This is a genomic window from Pseudocolwellia sp. AS88, from assembly GCF_030551755.1.
Classification (GTDB): domain Bacteria; phylum Pseudomonadota; class Gammaproteobacteria; order Enterobacterales; family Alteromonadaceae; genus Pseudocolwellia.
The window spans coordinates 40,523-56,832 of record NZ_JAUPEC010000006.1 but is presented as its reverse complement, the minus strand read 5'-3'; the positions used below and the strand labels follow the sequence as shown (position 1 = coordinate 56,832).

16 protein-coding genes are annotated in these 16,310 nt (G+C 36.0%); 6 read left to right on the top strand and 10 right to left on the bottom strand.

All coding sequences use genetic code 11. From position 1 onward, the window contains the following. The first annotated feature begins 115 nt into the window (after positions 1 to 115). Both Q5N69_RS06160 and Q5N69_RS06155 read left to right on the top strand, forming a co-directional pair. Positions 116 to 925 (top strand): spondin domain-containing protein, encoded by an 810-nt coding sequence (locus tag Q5N69_RS06160; RefSeq protein ID WP_304367982.1) that lies wholly within the window; start codon positions 116 to 118, stop codon positions 923 to 925. A gap of 16 nt (positions 926 to 941) precedes the next feature. Then, entirely contained in the window at positions 942 to 1,808 is an 867-nt protein-coding gene (locus Q5N69_RS06155; RefSeq protein WP_304367981.1) for a spondin domain-containing protein, read from the top strand. 126 nt (positions 1,809 to 1,934) lie between these two features. Here the strand turns inward: Q5N69_RS06155 and Q5N69_RS06150 are convergent, their stop codons facing one another. Next, positions 1,935 to 2,477, bottom strand: a complete 543-nt coding sequence (locus Q5N69_RS06150; protein ID WP_304367980.1) for a TrmH family RNA methyltransferase — start codon at positions 2,475 to 2,477, stop codon at positions 1,935 to 1,937. Positions 2,478 to 2,677: 200 nt separating this feature from the next. Here Q5N69_RS06150 and Q5N69_RS06145 point away from each other — a divergent pair, with 200 nt between their 5' ends. After that, positions 2,678 to 3,973 carry a leucine-rich repeat-containing protein kinase family protein gene (locus tag Q5N69_RS06145; RefSeq protein WP_304367979.1) on the top strand — a complete coding sequence of 432 codons (1,296 nt, stop codon included), beginning with the start codon at positions 2,678 to 2,680 and terminating at the stop codon, positions 3,971 to 3,973. A 736-nt stretch (positions 3,974 to 4,709) separates the two neighbouring features. On the opposite strand, the gene Q5N69_RS06140 is transcribed toward Q5N69_RS06145, so the two are convergent. Together Q5N69_RS06140 and Q5N69_RS06135 are read right to left on the bottom strand one after the other, a co-directional pair. Then, positions 4,710 to 5,123: a GFA family protein gene (locus Q5N69_RS06140; protein WP_304367978.1), complete on the bottom strand. Its 414-nt coding sequence runs from the start codon at positions 5,121 to 5,123 to the stop codon at positions 4,710 to 4,712. Between the two features lie 133 nt (positions 5,124 to 5,256). Beyond that, positions 5,257 to 5,964 (bottom strand): ZIP family metal transporter, encoded by a 708-nt coding sequence (locus Q5N69_RS06135; RefSeq protein ID WP_304367977.1) that lies wholly within the window; start codon positions 5,962 to 5,964, stop codon positions 5,257 to 5,259. 232 nt (positions 5,965 to 6,196) lie between these two features. Between Q5N69_RS06135 and Q5N69_RS06130 the strand changes: the two genes are divergently transcribed. Continuing rightward, a complete protein-coding gene (locus Q5N69_RS06130; protein ID WP_304367976.1) occupies positions 6,197 to 7,042 on the top strand; it encodes a spondin domain-containing protein in 846 nt (281 codons plus the stop codon). Positions 7,043 to 7,195: 153 nt separating this feature from the next. Here Q5N69_RS06130 and kdsA read toward each other — a convergent pair whose 3' ends face one another. The 7 genes from kdsA to hemA form a co-directional block, all read right to left on the bottom strand. Then, positions 7,196 to 8,038 carry a 3-deoxy-8-phosphooctulonate synthase gene (kdsA, locus tag Q5N69_RS06125; RefSeq protein WP_304367975.1) on the bottom strand — a complete coding sequence of 281 codons (843 nt, stop codon included), beginning with the start codon at positions 8,036 to 8,038 and terminating at the stop codon, positions 7,196 to 7,198. A gap of 98 nt (positions 8,039 to 8,136) precedes the next feature. After that, positions 8,137 to 9,411: a DUF819 domain-containing protein gene (locus Q5N69_RS06120; protein WP_304367974.1), complete on the bottom strand. Its 1,275-nt coding sequence runs from the start codon at positions 9,409 to 9,411 to the stop codon at positions 8,137 to 8,139. Between the two features lie 55 nt (positions 9,412 to 9,466). Next, positions 9,467 to 10,270 (bottom strand): tetratricopeptide repeat protein, encoded by an 804-nt coding sequence (locus tag Q5N69_RS06115; RefSeq protein WP_304367973.1) that lies wholly within the window; start codon positions 10,268 to 10,270, stop codon positions 9,467 to 9,469. Positions 10,271 to 10,398: 128 nt separating this feature from the next. Then, positions 10,399 to 10,761 (bottom strand): SirB2 family protein, encoded by a 363-nt coding sequence (locus Q5N69_RS06110; protein ID WP_304367972.1) that lies wholly within the window; start codon positions 10,759 to 10,761, stop codon positions 10,399 to 10,401. Positions 10,762 to 10,862: 101 nt separating this feature from the next. After that, positions 10,863 to 11,735 carry a peptide chain release factor N(5)-glutamine methyltransferase gene (gene prmC, locus Q5N69_RS06105; protein WP_304367971.1) on the bottom strand — a complete coding sequence of 291 codons (873 nt, stop codon included), beginning with the start codon at positions 11,733 to 11,735 and terminating at the stop codon, positions 10,863 to 10,865. A gap of 35 nt (positions 11,736 to 11,770) precedes the next feature. Continuing rightward, positions 11,771 to 12,853: a peptide chain release factor 1 gene (gene prfA / locus Q5N69_RS06100; RefSeq protein ID WP_304367970.1), complete on the bottom strand. Its 1,083-nt coding sequence runs from the start codon at positions 12,851 to 12,853 to the stop codon at positions 11,771 to 11,773. Positions 12,854 to 13,011: 158 nt separating this feature from the next. Further along, the gene (hemA, locus tag Q5N69_RS06095; protein ID WP_304367969.1) at positions 13,012 to 14,280 is read right to left on the bottom strand and encodes a glutamyl-tRNA reductase; all 1,269 of its coding nucleotides are present in this window, start codon (positions 14,278 to 14,280) and stop codon (positions 13,012 to 13,014) included. 472 nt (positions 14,281 to 14,752) lie between these two features. On the opposite strand from hemA, the gene lolB reads away from it, so the two are divergent. Next, entirely contained in the window at positions 14,753 to 15,343 is a 591-nt protein-coding gene (lolB, locus tag Q5N69_RS06090; protein WP_304367968.1) for a lipoprotein insertase outer membrane protein LolB, read from the top strand. A gap of 11 nt (positions 15,344 to 15,354) precedes the next feature. Continuing rightward, positions 15,355 to 16,242, top strand: coding sequence for a 4-(cytidine 5'-diphospho)-2-C-methyl-D-erythritol kinase (gene ispE / locus Q5N69_RS06085; protein WP_304367967.1), 888 nt, complete (start codon positions 15,355 to 15,357; stop codon positions 16,240 to 16,242). The last annotated feature ends 68 nt before the right edge of the window (positions 16,243 to 16,310 follow it).

The following is a 16,310-nucleotide window of genomic DNA, read 5'->3' as shown; positions in this document are numbered from 1 at the left end:
AAAATAATTACTTGTTATGAAATTGTGATAACTTCGTGAGGTATTCCTTCAAGGCAAAATTTATATTGTAGCCAGTTCAACAACTAGCACTCCCCAAATTATAAAGGAAAACAATATGAAATTAACAAAACTAGCTTCTGCTGCAATCTTAGCAATGGCAGCATCAGGTTCTGCAAATGCAGTTGTAGTAGATGTAGAAATAACAAACTTAACGCACGCTCAAACATTTACTCCACGTTTAGTTATTGCTCATGATGCAACCTACGATGCTTTTGAACCAGGTCAAGATGCATCTACTGCACTTGCATGGTTAGCTGAAGCTGGTGTTATTGATGATGCACAAAATGCAGATTCTAGTGGCCAAAACTTTGAAGCTGAGCTTGGTCCTGTTGATACAGATAACGGTGCTAACACATGGCACAGATTTGGTGGCACTTTAGGTCCATCTGCTTCTTTAAGTTACCCATTCGATACTATGGATAAGCCTTACTTATCACTATTAACTATGTTAGTTCCTACGAACGATGCTTTTGCTGGCTTAGATAGTATAGAAATTCCAACAACACCAGGTACTTATTCTTACACATTACACGCATATGATGCTGGTACAGAATTAAATGACGAAATAAACAGTACACGTACTGACGTTGTAGAAGCTGGAACAGGTAATGCTTTAGGCGGCTATGGTTTACCAGGTGTTGCTGGTGTTGGCGCGTCTCCAGTACCTTTAGGTGATGGTGGTACAGGTGTTGGTGCTCTAATAGAAAATGGTGAACTTGAAGATGGTACAGATGGCCCAGTTCATATTCACAGAGGTATTTTAGGTGATACTAGCCTTACAGGCGGAGCAAGTGATTTAGATTCAACTGCTCACCGTTGGTTAAACCCTGTTGCTCGTGTAACTATTACAGTTCCAGCGTCTTAATCGAAGGAAACTCAATATGAAAAATCAATTATTCAAAGTAAGCTTACTAGCAATGTTAGTTACTATAACTTCCGCTTGTACCTTCGATGGTGATGACGGTGCTGTAGGTGCCACTGGTGCTACAGGTGCTGTTGGCCCTGCCGGTGCAGATGGTGCTGACGGTATCGATGGAATAGACGGTATTGATGGTGAAGATGGTGCTCCGGGTACAAATGGTAACTCAGCAGTTTACACAGTGCATTTTACTAACTTAACTTACAATCAACCAATGAGTCCTGCGGCTGTTATTTTACATGAACCAGGCTACCACGCATTTACCGATGGCGAAGTTGCCAGTGTTGGTATTGAAATGTTAGCGGAAGCTGCTGATCCAGTAATGTTAATAAGCGAAGCAAGTGCTTCAGCTAATTACTTAGATTCAACTACAACAAGTGGCGGTACAAACCCTCGCTCTACAAGTTCAACGGCTACTTTAATAGTACCGGATCTTGATGTTGATAACCTACGTCTTAGCTTTGCTAGCATGTTAGGTAATACAAACGATGGTTTTACTGGCTTAAATGCTATGGACGTAAGTAGCATGACTGTGGGTCAATCGACTTCATTTATGGCACCTACATGGGATGCTGGTACAGAAGCAAACCTTGAGTCAGCTTCTACAGTTCCGGGTCCTGCGGCAAGTGCTGCTGGTGGCGGTGGAGCTGCAGCTGGTTTTAATGCGGCTCGTGATGATTTGTTTGACCGTGTTCACTTCCACAGAGGTATTGTTTCAAATGCGAATGTTACAGACGCAAGTTTGGAAGGTTTAAGTACTTCAGTGTTAGATGAAAGTCATCGTTGGAACAACCCAACAGCAAAGATTACTATTACTCGTACACGCTAAATTAAGCTAAATTGAAGTAAAGTTAAATAAGTTAACTCTTCGAAGCAAAAGCCTCTTTTTACGCAATGTAATTAGAGGCTTTTTAATAGGTTTTTTTAATCTTAATTTTTTATTGAGAGGTGGTTATTAACCTAACTTGCGCACTTGGCTGGCACATTCAGCTAAAACAATCGCACCAGCCGTTGAAACATTCAAAGAATTTCCCATGCCAAACATGGGTATGTGTATTTGATGATGGCTTAATTTTAATGCGGCTTCACTGACACCTTTACGTTCATTACCTAATACCAAAACACTCGCTTTAGGATAGCTAATTTCTTTGTAATCAACAGATTCATGGCAAAGCTCAACACTAAATACCGTATAGTTATCATCTAATAAGGTTTGTAAGCTGTTAGTGGTGCTATCGCTGTATTCAACGGTTACCCATTTCGCTTCGTTGCGAGAGGCTTTTCTTAATTTCTTATCCGAGATAGTCAGTTCGCCACAAACAATAATTTTTTCTATGGCAAAAGCATCCGCTAATCGAATAAACGAGCCGATGTTATAGCTGTTGGTTACATTATCTAATACAACAATTAATGGAAGTTTGGGCTTTTGGAGGTACTCATCTCTACTAGGTTTGGTTTTTCTGAGATCGTCTTTGTTCATTTGCATTGCTGAATGCATGTTATATATCCTGTTTACGCTTTGGTATTACTGAGCTGATGTTTTCTATTGATAAGATTATATCAAGATTCGTGGTAACTGACCGAAACCATTTTAAAAGTTATTTAAGCCAAACAAGAGTTAATGGAAATTATTAAGCATTAAACTTTCGCTTGAAGTAAACTACACCGCGATAATTATCTATAAGCGGCAAAATCTCTATGCAGACTCTATCTCAATTAAAAAATGGTGACTTACTGGGCGTTAAACGTTTAGCACTTTCTGAAAACCTAACTTCGTTTCCTTTAGAAATTTTAAGCTTGGCAGACAGCTTAGAGGTGTTAGATTTATCGAATAATCAATTAACCTCGTTACCAAAAGAGTTAGTACAATTAACTAAATTGAAAATTATATTTGCCTCAGACAATCCTTTTACCTCTTTGCCTGAAGTACTTGGGCAATGTGAAAATTTAGAGATGATTGGTTTTAAAGCTAATAAAATTAAAACCGTTCCTGAAAGTGCCTTACCGAAAAATTTACGCTGGTTAATATTAACGGACAATTGTATTGAAGTTTTACCTGATACTTTAGGTGAATGTAGTCAATTACAAAAACTTATGCTGGCAGGTAATCAATTAACTGAATTACCGTTATCCATGGCAAAACTAACAAATCTTGAGTTGGTTCGAATTTCAGCTAATCAATTAACTCGATGCCCTACTCACTTATTACAATTACCTAAACTTGCTTGGCTGGCTTTTTCAGGTAACCCTTTTAGTAATTCTGAACTTAATAATTCTGAACTTACTGAAACACATATTAATAAAGATGATATTCATAAACAAAGCCCTCAAGCTTCAGTTCCTGTAGTGGCATCATCAAGTTATATTTTGCAGAACGAACTTGGTCGGGGCGCATCAGGTGTTATTTCACGTGCCGTATGGAAAGAAGCCCAAGAACAGTTTCCAGCAGAGATTGCAGTTAAAGTTTTTAAAGGTGAAATAACCAGTGATGGTTACCCAAAAGATGAACTACAAGTGTGTTTAAAAACAGGAAATCACAAGAATATTGTTCGATCATTAGCACAAGTGAACGAACAGGGTTACTTAGCACTTATTATGAGTTTGATTCCTGAAGGATATAATAACTTAGGTTTACCTCCTTCTTTGAAAAGCTGCACTCGAGATACTTTTCCTGCTGACTTTACGTTAAGTATTCAGCAAATAAGTAAAATTGTATCGCAGATGCAAGAGGTGTTTGAACATTTACATAGCAACCAAGTTTCTCATGGTGATTTGTATGCCCATAACACCCTGTTTGATGATGAAGCCAATATTATATTTGGCGACTTTGGTGCTGCAACTATGTACCACATGCTAACAAGTGAACAGCAGTTATTAATTCAGAAAATAGAAGCGCGTGCTTTAAAGCATTTTATTGATGACGTATTGAGTGTTTGCCAAGCACAAGATAAACACAGCGAAGCATATAAAGAATTACTCAAAAAAATAAGTTAGTTAACCTGTATTTTTAACCCTATTATTTTCACTTTTAAACATAAGAAGAGTGACTAACAAACGTTAGTCACTCTTCTTATGTTTTAGCTATTTAAGTAAATGTTAAATACTTCTCTTCACTTTAAATCTTTTTGCCAAATACACCTTTTTTCCTGCAACCTATATACCTAGTACTTTAGGCTTGCAAGGTTCAGTTGCTGGTTGCTTAAAGATATCTTGATCAATCACAATAAAGTCATATCTATTACGCTTGTATAAGACCATACTGATATTGTTACGTATCTTCGGTTTATATAAAGCACTGCGTAACCCTAGTCCTTGAGTTGGCTAAAGCCGTCTTCAGGTTCAATAGATTAACCTTTAAAGGAAATATCATGAGTAAAGGACAAGACAACAAGAAAAGTGCTAAAAAGAAACCATTATTAACCGCAAAAGAGAAAAAAGCGGCAAAAACAGCTAAAAAAACAACAACCAATGTTTTAGGTAAATAATCTAAGCTGTAAAAGGTTTGTTAATTTCTGATAACGAATTCCTCATGACAAGCTTTTAAAAAATTAAGGCGAGATCTTCAGGAATTGAAACACTTAAGCAGTTAACTCTAATTGTTCTGAATTAACCTTTGTGACTTAGCACATAATGTAAATTCCAAAAGACCACCATATTTATGGTGGTCTTTCTCTTTTATAGGAACGGTAACTTTATTTCACGCAAACATTAATAAAACAGCAAAGCTATATTAAGGCTGACCAGGAAAACTCGGCATACCTTCAGGAATAACAAACCAACTTAGCTTCTCACTTACCCACACATGAACACTGGGTTGAAAAATAGTGTCGTCTGTTACATTGACCGGCTGTAACTTTAATCTGATGCTAGATAAGTCATTTGGGTTGTAGTGATAAACTCTGTTACCACAACCTGTACAAAACTTAGCGTGATTTTTCTTACCGCTATCAGCTATACGAACCCACTCATCTAAAGTGCCGCTAAACTCTATATCTTTACTTTCAACAACGGTTGTAATACTAAACGCGCTGGTTGATAACTTTCTACATTCTTGGCAATGGCAAGCCATAACTTTTTTAGGCTTGGCTTTTAATGTGTAAGTGATGTTGCCACATTGGCAAGACCCTTTGATTGGATATGTCATAATTGTTCTCTATATAAATTTCATCATTGAGAGAATTAAGGCTTTTTTGTGCTTAATTCAGATAAAGTTAATCGATACTTTAATAAATCAATAAGTAATTAAATCCATTACCCCGAGTTGAGGTTAAATATAATTAGGCTGCAGTCAGCATAAAACCTAACATGCCAAATACAAAGCCTAATACTGCCCCCATAGGTGGTGCTAAGTGATTTTTCAATATAACTTTAGGAGCTAAATCTTGGAATATTGAGTAAAGAATTCCACCTGAAGCAAACAACATAATGCACGCGATTATCACAGGAGATCCGGAAAGCCAAAGATAACCAGATGCCCCAGCAACAGGACCTAAAAAAGCTAAAAGAGTAAATATAATAAGTATTTTTTTGGTATTAAAAGATGGTGATTCATTTAATTCGCGATACGCACTAAAGCCTTCAGGGATATTTTGCAAAGCAATTAAGCCCGCAAGTAAAAATGCTCCATTACTACCTGTTGCAAAAGCAGCGCCTAAAGCTATTGATTCTGGAATAAAGTCAGAAACCATTGCGGCAAGTTGACTGGCTGGCGTATTTCGTTTTTTAAGAAATATATCCAAAAACATAAAACATAAGCCACCCAATATAAAAAAGGCACAAGCTGTAAATGGCGTAGTGTGCTTCATACCTTCTGGTACTAATACTAAAGCAACTGCAGACAATAAAGCGCCACCACCAAAAGCAACAATGCCATGTTGTACCTCATTATTTATCCAACGCATTTTAAAACAGGCTATCGCAGCCCCGGCTGTCATACCTAGCCCAGCAAGTAATGTTGATAAAATAACAACAAACAATAAGGTCACACAATTCTCCAGTAACGTAATGAGATAATGCTTAATTTTTCTTAATTATGAAAGATTAAGTTAAAACTTAACAATCTAAAAGACGCAATCCATGATTATAACTCTTTGCACGGTATATCTTGAGCTTTTTGTTATGACTTCGTGATAACTCTGTGATAACTGTTTCTTATTATGTAAATGAAATGCTAATTAATTGTAATTAGCACAATTTATATTTTGGGGAAAATTTAATATGAAAATAATAAAAAAAGCATTATTAACCAGTTTAACAGCAAGCGCTTTGTTGTCTGGTGCATCACAAGCAGCAATGGTTGAAGTAGAAGTAAGTAACTTATTTAATGCCGGTGGTTTAGCCTTAACACCTGTTTGGGTTGGTTTTCATGACGGTACTTTCGACTCTTTCGATGTTGGTGCTTCTTCATCTTCTTCTTTACAAGCTTTAGCTGAAAATGGCGATGTTTCTGGTGTTATGGCTGACTTTACTGCGAGTAATACTAATGGTGAACAAGGCGCTATATTAGCTCCTGACGGCTTTGCTGGCGCTCCAGTATTCGAACCGGGCGAATCTGCAACTTCAGGTATATTTGAAATAAACGCAACAGATAGTGGCTATTTCAGTTTCTTATCAATGCTAATACCAACAAATGATGCGTTTATAGGTAACGACAGCGGAACAGCCTATTCATTATTTGATATGAACAATGAATTTGTTGGATTAGATATTTTAGTATTAGGCTCTGATGTTTGGGATTCAGGTACTGAATTAAACAGAGGTTATGGCGCTCCTTTCTTAGCAGGTGCTGATGCAGAAGAAAGACAAGATGAAAATGGTGTAATTAGCCAACATGCTGGTTTAACTGTTTTAGCAGGTGGTTTATCTATTTTTGGCGGTAATACACCGGCAGGTTATTCAATCGATCAAGCTGCTGCTGACTTTACTGCACAAGGTTTCGAAGTAGCGCGTATTACGGTTAATCAAGTACAAGTTCCAGTACCAGCAAGCGCAGGCTTATTTGCTATTGGTATGGTAGCTTTAGCTGGCTTTAAACGCCGTAAAACTTCAGTAAAAGTTGCTTAATAGCGCATCTATAAAGTTCTAACATTTGAACTTTATATTTATAATATTAAAAACTGATACTTAGCATTTCAAACTTATAAAAAAGGGTGATAGATTTCTCTATCACCCTTTTATTTTTTATTTAAAACTCAATAACTATCGTTAATCTGCGTATTAGCCTGTAATCAAAGGTTCAAAACCTTTAACAACGTCATCAATCGCTTTCATTTGTTCTAAGTAAGGTTGAAGTTTATCAAGTGGTAATGCACACGGTCCATCACACTTAGCTTGAGAAGGATCAGGATGCGCTTCAATAAATAAACCTGCAATACCAATTGCCATACCACTTCTAGCTAATTGAGAAGCTTGTGCTCTTCTACCATCGGCAGAGTCACTTCTACCACCTGGCTTTTGTAATGCATGAGTCGCATCAAAAATTACAGGGGCGTAGCTTTTCATTTCGTCCATCGCCAACATGTCTACAACTAAGTTGTTGTAACCGTAACAGCTGCCACGTTCACATAAGATCATTTTCTCATTACCAGCTTCAGCAAACTTAGTAATAATATGACGCATTTCATGTGCCGCTAAAAACTGTGGTTTTTTAATGTTGATGATGGCATTGGTTTTCGCCATGGCAACAACTAAGTCAGTTTGACGAGCTAAAAATGCTGGTAATTGAATAATATCAACCACTTCAGCTACAGGCTGTGCTTGGTGACATTCATGTACATCGGTAATAATTGGAACATTGAATGTAGATTTAATTTCTTCAAAGATTTTTAAACCTTCATCTAAACCTGGACCACGGTAAGAGTTAATTGATGATCTGTTAGCTTTGTCAAAAGATGCTTTAAATACGTAAGGTATATTCAGCTTTTGTGTAACTTCTACGTAATGTTCAGCGATAGTCATGGCTAAATCACGCGATTCAAGTACGTTCATACCACCAAATAAGGTAAACGGTTGATCGTTAGAAATATTAATATTGTTTAGTTGGATAGACGATAACGCCATTTTTGATCCTTAATAATTATGTATATAAATGTGAGTATGAAAAATTGTAGTATTTAATGTGTAAAATCGACATCAGTTTACACAAGTTTCAAAATGATTTACCCAATACTTTGTAATATTTGTCCACATAGCCATGCCATATAAGTTCCAACGGTATAACCTAATACAGCGAGAAGTACGCCTACCGGTGCAAGTGATGGATGGAATGATGATGCGACAATAGGTGCAGACGCTGCACCACCTACATTTGCTTGGCTACCTACAGCCATATAAAACAATGGCGCTTTGATCAATTTCGCAACAACAAGCATTAAACCAGCGTGAATCAGCATCCAAATAGCGCCTAAAATGAAGTAAACAGGTGCATCAAGAATCATACGTATATCCATCTTCATGCCTATAGTAGCAATTAAAATATACAAAAAAGATGAACCAACTTTAGATGCACCTACGCCTTCTAAGTTTCTTGCTTTGGTAAACGATAAAATTAGGCCAACGGTTGTTGCAAACACAATCATCCAGAAAAATTTACTATGAAAACTGAAACGACCTAAATCGGGATAATTAGCAATAAAGTAAGGGGTTATATTATCTGAAAATAAATGGGCAAAACCTGTAACACCTAAACCGATGCTGAGGATTATCATGATGTCTGTTAATTGAGGAATACGGCTATGTTCAGCATTAAAAGATTCTACTTTATTTTTAAGAGCTTCTATTGCAGAGGTATCGGCGCCTGTTTTTGCGTCAATACTTTTAGCTTTGGAAGCCATAATAAGTAATACCGCCATCCAAAGGTTTGCAACGATTACATCCACCGTTACCATTGCAGAAAATATTTGATCACCTGCACCATATATCTCTTTCATTGCAGCTTGATTAGCACCACCACCAATCCAGCTGCCAGCAACCGTTGTCATGCCTCTCCAAACAGCTTCAGGTCCGGTAACATTTAATAATTCAGGCCAAATACTAGAAACAATAAGTAAGGCAATAGGCCCGCCAATAACAATGCCTAATGTACCCGTTAGAAAGAGAATAACCGCTTTATTGCCTAATTTAGCTATCCCTTTTAGATCAACGCTAAGGGTGAGTAATACTAAACAAGCAGGAAGAAGATAACGAGATGCAACATAATAAAGGTTTGATTCATCACCATTAATCACACCAAAAGTATTCAAAAGTGAAGGAAGGAAATAACAAAGTAATACAGCGGGAACTATACCGTAAAATTTTTTCCAAAGATGATGACTACTATTGGCGGTATAAAAGATCACACCGAGCATAATGGCTATAAAACCAAGAATAGTCGCATCGTTTGTAATAAGTGGGTCGTTTAATACAACGGTTTCATTTACAACTTCCTGTAGCATAAAGTATCCAACTTATGTTTGTAATAAGATAAAGTAACTACGCACTACACTTTAATTAGTGAAGTACGTTATCGACAACAGTTATTTTTTCTAACTGAATTTTTAACAACTGCGCCGCAGGATCTTTAGGACACTGATCTACAAAATATTGATAATCGTCATACGCCACTTTAAAACAATCTAATTGATGTAATAAAAAACCTCGGTCTCTTCTTTCAAAGGGATCTTCAGGACGCAGGCCAATCAATAAGTCGACACATTTGAGCGCTTGGTTAAAGCCACCCTCTTTAATAAGTGAGTTCTTAAGTGCTGTTAGATGCTCAATAATTAAAGCGCTTTGCTCTATTGGCAATAACTCCAATTCACTTGGATCACCTTCTAAATCATCCATACGGTGATCAAGTTGGTGCCAATCAATAGATTCGCCAGTTACAGGGTCAAATATAATAGCGTAATGATCATCACATGATATTCTGATCATGGTGTTATCAGGCAAGAAAACTATATCGGTTTCAAAGTCACAGCGTTCTACTACATATTGCAGAATAACCGCCTTAAGGGTTGGAGCTAACACACGGTAATCCACTGCGGTTTCTATTTGAAAAGTAACAACAGGCCAAAAGGCTTTTTGCTTATCGATAAACATATGCTCAACAAACAATTCGTTAATTAGAATTTCCACTTTTTCTAATGGACTTTCAACGTCAGAAATTGCTAATTGACAGCTTTCAATAATATCTTCAATGTTCTGAATCGACGTATTACTTGTATCAAACACAAATTCTTCGACTAACAAGAATAGATCTAGCAAGCTTTTTTCGTCTGATTGCAATTCAGATAACAACAATTCGTTCTTCAAAATAGTTATATTTTTCCGTTAGTTAGGTTTACCGTGTATATAGTTACTTTAAACAACTACATACACTTTAGGCTTGTTTCATTTTATATATGTTATATGGGGGAAACTTGCGGTTTTAAAAGGGTTGATTAAAAGAAAACGCCTTCTTTACTTATCGCAATTCTTACCACTAACATGATCCAGCCTAACGCACCTAAATAACCAATAATTCGCATGGTGTTATTTTTAGCAAGTTTTAAGGTATAAAAAGCAGTAAAAATGTATGCAACAACAGCGAGAACTTTTTCACCTAACCATAACTGTTCAAATGGATTAATTGATAATTTAACTGCCATACCGATACCGATAGCTAATAAGAAAGTGTCGATAACATGTGGTGCGATTTTCACCCATTTTTTATTAAGTTGATCAGAGTTCATTAGTAACCAAGCAAAACGTAATGTAAATAAAAGAACACTAAGTAAAGCCAATGTCATATGTAAATGTTTCATGGAAATCCTTGATTATTGTTTGAATTATTAATCTAAATTGAATTTTGTCGTTTAATCACTGAACTAACTAGCTTTTCAATCAGCCATTTAAATCAATGAGTTTATTGGTGAAAAGTAGCAAAGGTTACTCTGTCGTTTTCACCGTAATCTTGTATTGTTTGAACCTTACTAAAACCTGATGCCAGCATAATATTTCTCACTGCTTCACCTTGGTTGTAACCGTGTTCAAAGAATAGATAACCACCTTGCTTTAAATAAGGTATAGCTTGATTCACTATTTTAGTGATATCAGCTAATCCTTGGTCTTCGGCAACTAAGGCAGTTAAAGGTTCAAATCTCACATCACCTTGAGATAAGTGAATATCGTTTTCATCTATATAAGGTGGATTACTAATAATAACATCGAAGCGTTTATCTGTGCTTACACTTAAAAACCAATCACTTTGGTAAATATTAACGTTATTAATAGCTAAATGCTTGGCATTTCTTTGCGCTAAGGCAACAGCATTTTTATTGTAGTCAATCGCTTCAATATCCCACTTAGGTTTTTCAGACGCTAAGGCAAGTGCTATTGCTCCAGTGCCGGTACCTAAATCAATACAACTTATGCTATTTGACTTAGACTCTATATTTTCTTCTACTTCCTCTAAAATTATTTCAATGAGTACTTCGGTATCTGGACGCGGAATTAAAGTAGATTCATCACAATAAAACGGTAAAGACCAAAACTCTTTAATGCCTGTAATATAGGCGATTGGTTTACCTAATAAACGTTCTTGAAGTAAAGAGGAATAGGAAATGTATTGGTCTTCGGTTAGTAATTTTTCAGGCCAAGTGTATAGGTAGTTTATTTCTTTATCTAAAACAAAACTAAGCAAGACTTGAGAATCGAGCTTGGCGCTGTCAGATACTTTTTCAAGTAATGCAGTACCAAACTCTATTTGCGTTTTTATGCTATTTTTTTCAGTTAGCATTGAAAGGTCTTTTATTGATTAAACAGATGAACAAGTTAATCAGAAACTTCAGCTAATAAATCAGCTTGGTTTTCTTGCATGATAGGTTCCATGATCAACTGCAAATTACCTTCCATAATTTCATTTAAACGATAAAGAGTTAAGTTGATTCTGTGATCACTCATACGACCTTGTGGGAAGTTGTAAGTACGAATACGTTCAGAACGATCACCACTTGCCACTAAGTTACGACGAGAAGACTCTTCTTCGCTTCTACGTTTTTCATCTTCAGCTTGTTGTAATCGCGCTTGTAAAACAGACATAGCTTGTGCTCTGTTTTTATGTTGTGAACGTTGATCCTGACATTCAACAACAACACCTGATGGTATATGCGTAATACGTATAGCCGAATCAGTTTTGTTAACGTGTTGTCCACCTGCACCTGATGCTCTGAAAGTATCAACTTTTAAATCAGCTTTGTTAATTTCAATCGCTTCAGATTCTGGTATTTCAGGCATTACAACAACGGTACAAGCAGATGTATGTACGCGACCTTGAGATTCTGTTTCAGGTACGCGTTGTACACGATGGCCGCCCGATTCAAATTTCATGTGTCCATAAACACCTTCGCCGTCAACTTTCATAACAATTTCTTTGAAGCCGCCCTGCTCACTTTCGTTAGAGTTCATTAATTCGATTCTCCAACCTTTCTTTTCAGCATAACGTGTATACATGCGGTATAAGTCACCCGCAAATATAGCCGCTTCATCACCACCAGCACCTGCTCGTATTTCTACGAAACAGTTATTATCGTCTTTAGGATCTCTTGGTAGTAATAAAATTTGTAGCTCATCAGTTTTTTCTTCTACCGCTTTTTTAGCACTTTTAAATTCTTCTTGTGCCATATCACGCATATCAGGATCATCATCCTTTAGCATTTCTTCTGCTGTTTCAAAATCGTCAACAGCATCTTTATAGGCATTAAAAGCGTTAGTTATAATTTCTAACTGTGAAAATTCTTTAGATAAGGCTCTAAACTTTTCTTGATCTGAGATTGTTTCAGGATCAGAAAGTAACGCTTGAACTTCTTCGAAACGTTCAGAAATAATTTCAAGCTTTTGATAAACTGAGTTTTTCATTAAATTATTCTTTTATTGGGAAAATTTAGTCGAGCTAAAGTTGCAGTATTCTAGTGCTATTCAAACTGACAGTAAATTTTTTATCACGAAAATTAAGTAAATGTACGATGGTTTGCATGTTTTTTAAACAAAAACAAATATTATGATAAGGAAAGTAGCTAAGGTTTTTTATCTATATCAAAAATATCTCTTAAATAAATAAGTTTGTCTAACTCTCCACCTTGCGCTGCACTTTGCAAAGCACTTGTTGGAGCATGCATAAATTTGTTGGTTAGTTTAGTTGCTAACTCTGCGACCACAGCTGCCGGATCTTTATCACTCTCTAGCTGAAGAAGCGCTCTTTTCAGTAGTTGATCACGTTCTTCTAAACACTGTTTACGATAACTAACCACAGTATCTTGAGTATTTAAACCTCGTAACCAAGACATAAAACTATTAGCTTGAATATTAACAATACTTTCAGCTTCTACAGCCGCTTTCCTACGGTTTTCCATATTCTTGGCAATAATGCTTTGTAGATCATCAACGGTATAAAGAAAGACATCTTCTAAATCAGCAACTTGTTCTTCAATATCACGCGGTACAGCTAAATCTACCATAAAGATAGGTTGATGTTTTCGTTTTGCTAAAGCGCCTTCAACCATACCTTTACCAATCAACGGCAATGTACTACCCGTTGAAGTAATAACAATATCTGAATGGATCATTTGCTCTGGTATTTGAGCCAGAGTAATCGCTTTACCACCAAACTTTTCAGCCATTACTTCGGCTCTTGCAATAGTTCGGTTAGCTACAGTTATTTTGCCAACTTTATTTTCATAAAGGTGCTTAGCCACTAACTCAATTGTTTCACCAGCGCCAACCAGTAATACACGAACTTTTTCTAAATTAGCAAAGATGTGTTTAGCTAAATTAACCGATGCAAAGGCAACTGAAACGGCACTTGCACCTATTTCAGTTTCTGTTCTTACTTGTTTAGCAACACCAAAGGTGCGTTGAAATAAACGATCCATCACTAAAGCCATAGAGCCTGCAGCTTTAGCTTGGCCATATGCTTGTTTCATTTGACCTAATATTTGAGGTTCGCCTAAAACGAGAGAGTCTAAACCACAAGCAACACGCATCATGTGATTAACGGCTTGTTGGCCTTGGTGTACATATAAACTAGGTAAAATAGTTGAGGCTGGAACATTATGGTATTGCTCAAGCCAATTGATAAGGCGTTCTTGGGTTATATCTAGAGCTTCATCTTGTACTAAATATAATTCAGTGCGGTTACACGTTGATAAAATAACGGCTTCTTTGCATTTCACTGTATTTAGCATACTTTGAAGCGCAGTAGATAATGCATCAGGATTAAAAGAGATTTTCTCTCTAACCGATACAGGAGCAGTTTTGTGATTTATACCAACAGCAACAATAGACATAACGCTATTTATTAAGGCCTTAATTAGAAAGTTTGATTAATTTTTGTATCTTCTGCTTCGTAGAAAAACATTTATATTTTTTATGAAACACTAAGATAAAAAATATAATAGTTTTATATTATAACTAATCAGCACTAAATTTGCGCCATATTTTAGTGATATTAGTTATTAATTTTTTGAATTATACTTTTATAAAGCTGAGCTATAGCTAACTAATAAAGCTTATTTGAATTTAAAAATCGATGACTTTAATCAAACGCTCAAATTAACAGCGAAATATGATTAAATAATAAAGTAATTTTACGAAAGATAGAGATTGATTGAAAGCACCTTCCTATTTGTGGTCAAATATACTTAACGAATTCAGGTTAATCTATTCAGGTCGGCTATTGTGCTTAATAACAAGTTTTACTCTTATCTCTACTTTTCATCTAGGTACTTAGCTAACAAATTCAACTTTTTGTTTCTTGTGTTGATCACTCTTCTGTCAGCTTGTACGACAACTCAACCTATTAACGATATAAAACCAGGCTACACAAGCGATATCCTGAAAAGAGAAAAAACCTTAGCTCAATTAACAACTTGGCAAGTTAAAGGCAAAATAGCCTTTATTAATAGTGTAGAACGAAAAAGTGCTTCTCTATTCTGGAATAAATCAAACACTAACCAACAATTAAATTTAACTACTTACCTAGGCATTAATGTTCTTAAGTTAACTTCTGTCGACAGTATGCATACTATTGAAGTTGACGGTGAATCTTATCAAGATGAAAACTTAGATAGTTTAATTGAATCTTTGATTGATATGAGATTCCCAACTGAAGCACTATCATATTGGATAAAAGCTATTCCTTATAATAACAATGATTCTTTTACCTTCAGTCCTGAGTCTCAATTACCTAAGACTTTAACCAGCCAATACAATGGTTATCATTGGTTAATTCAGTATTCTTCTTATCAAACTATTCAAAAAGGCGATATAACAATAACTTTACCTAATAAAATCAAAATAACCTCAGCTGATTTAACCATTAATATCGCCATTAACGATTGGACTATATAGAGAGCCAAATAGTGAGCCAAGACACTTTTATTTCATTTCCATCTCCCGCTAAACTTAACTTATTTTTACATGTGGTGGGTCAACGACCTAATGGCTATCATGAACTAGAAACCGTATTTCAATTTCTAGATTATGGCGATACCATTGAGCTGAGCACAAATAACTTAAATAAAGATATTGATATTTTAACGCCTATAGCAGGTGTAAAAAATACTGATAACTTGATCTACAAAGCAGCAAAAATATTACAAGAGCAAGTAAGCTTTAACTGTGGCGTTAAAATAAAAATGAATAAAATACTGCCTATGGGCGGAGGTTTAGGTGGTGGTTCATCGAATGCTGCTACTATTTTATTAGCGTTAAATAAGATTTGGGGAATCAACTTACCTATTAATAAATTAGCGGAACTAGGTTTAGCTTTAGGTGCAGATGTTCCCATATTTATTCACGGTTATGCTGCTTTTGCTCAAGGTATAGGTGAAATACTAACGCCAATAAATCCTGATGAGCATTGGTATTTAGTTGCTAAACCTGATTGCAGCATTTCAACGCAAGATGTATTTGGTTCGGCTGAGCTAGTAAGAAATACACCTAAACTCCTATTAAATAACACAAGTAGCGATGTAACTAAGCAAATAAACATCCAAAGCTGCCATAACGATTGCGAAACTATCGTAATAAAAAACTATCCTAAGGTTGCCAAGCTACTGGCTTGGTTGGTAGAATACGCGCCGTCAAGAATGACTGGTACAGGTGCTTGTATTTTTTCGCGATTTAACTCTGAAAACGAGGCACTCGCGGTACAATCTAAACTTCCTGAAGGTGTTGAATCTTTTGTTGCTAAAGGCATTAATCAATCTCCACTTATTGATGTTATAAATAATTTAGCCAATGAATAATAAGAATTTTAATGCTTAACCACAATTCTGGTTGAATAACATAGTTTGCTGACATTTATTTAAATGCA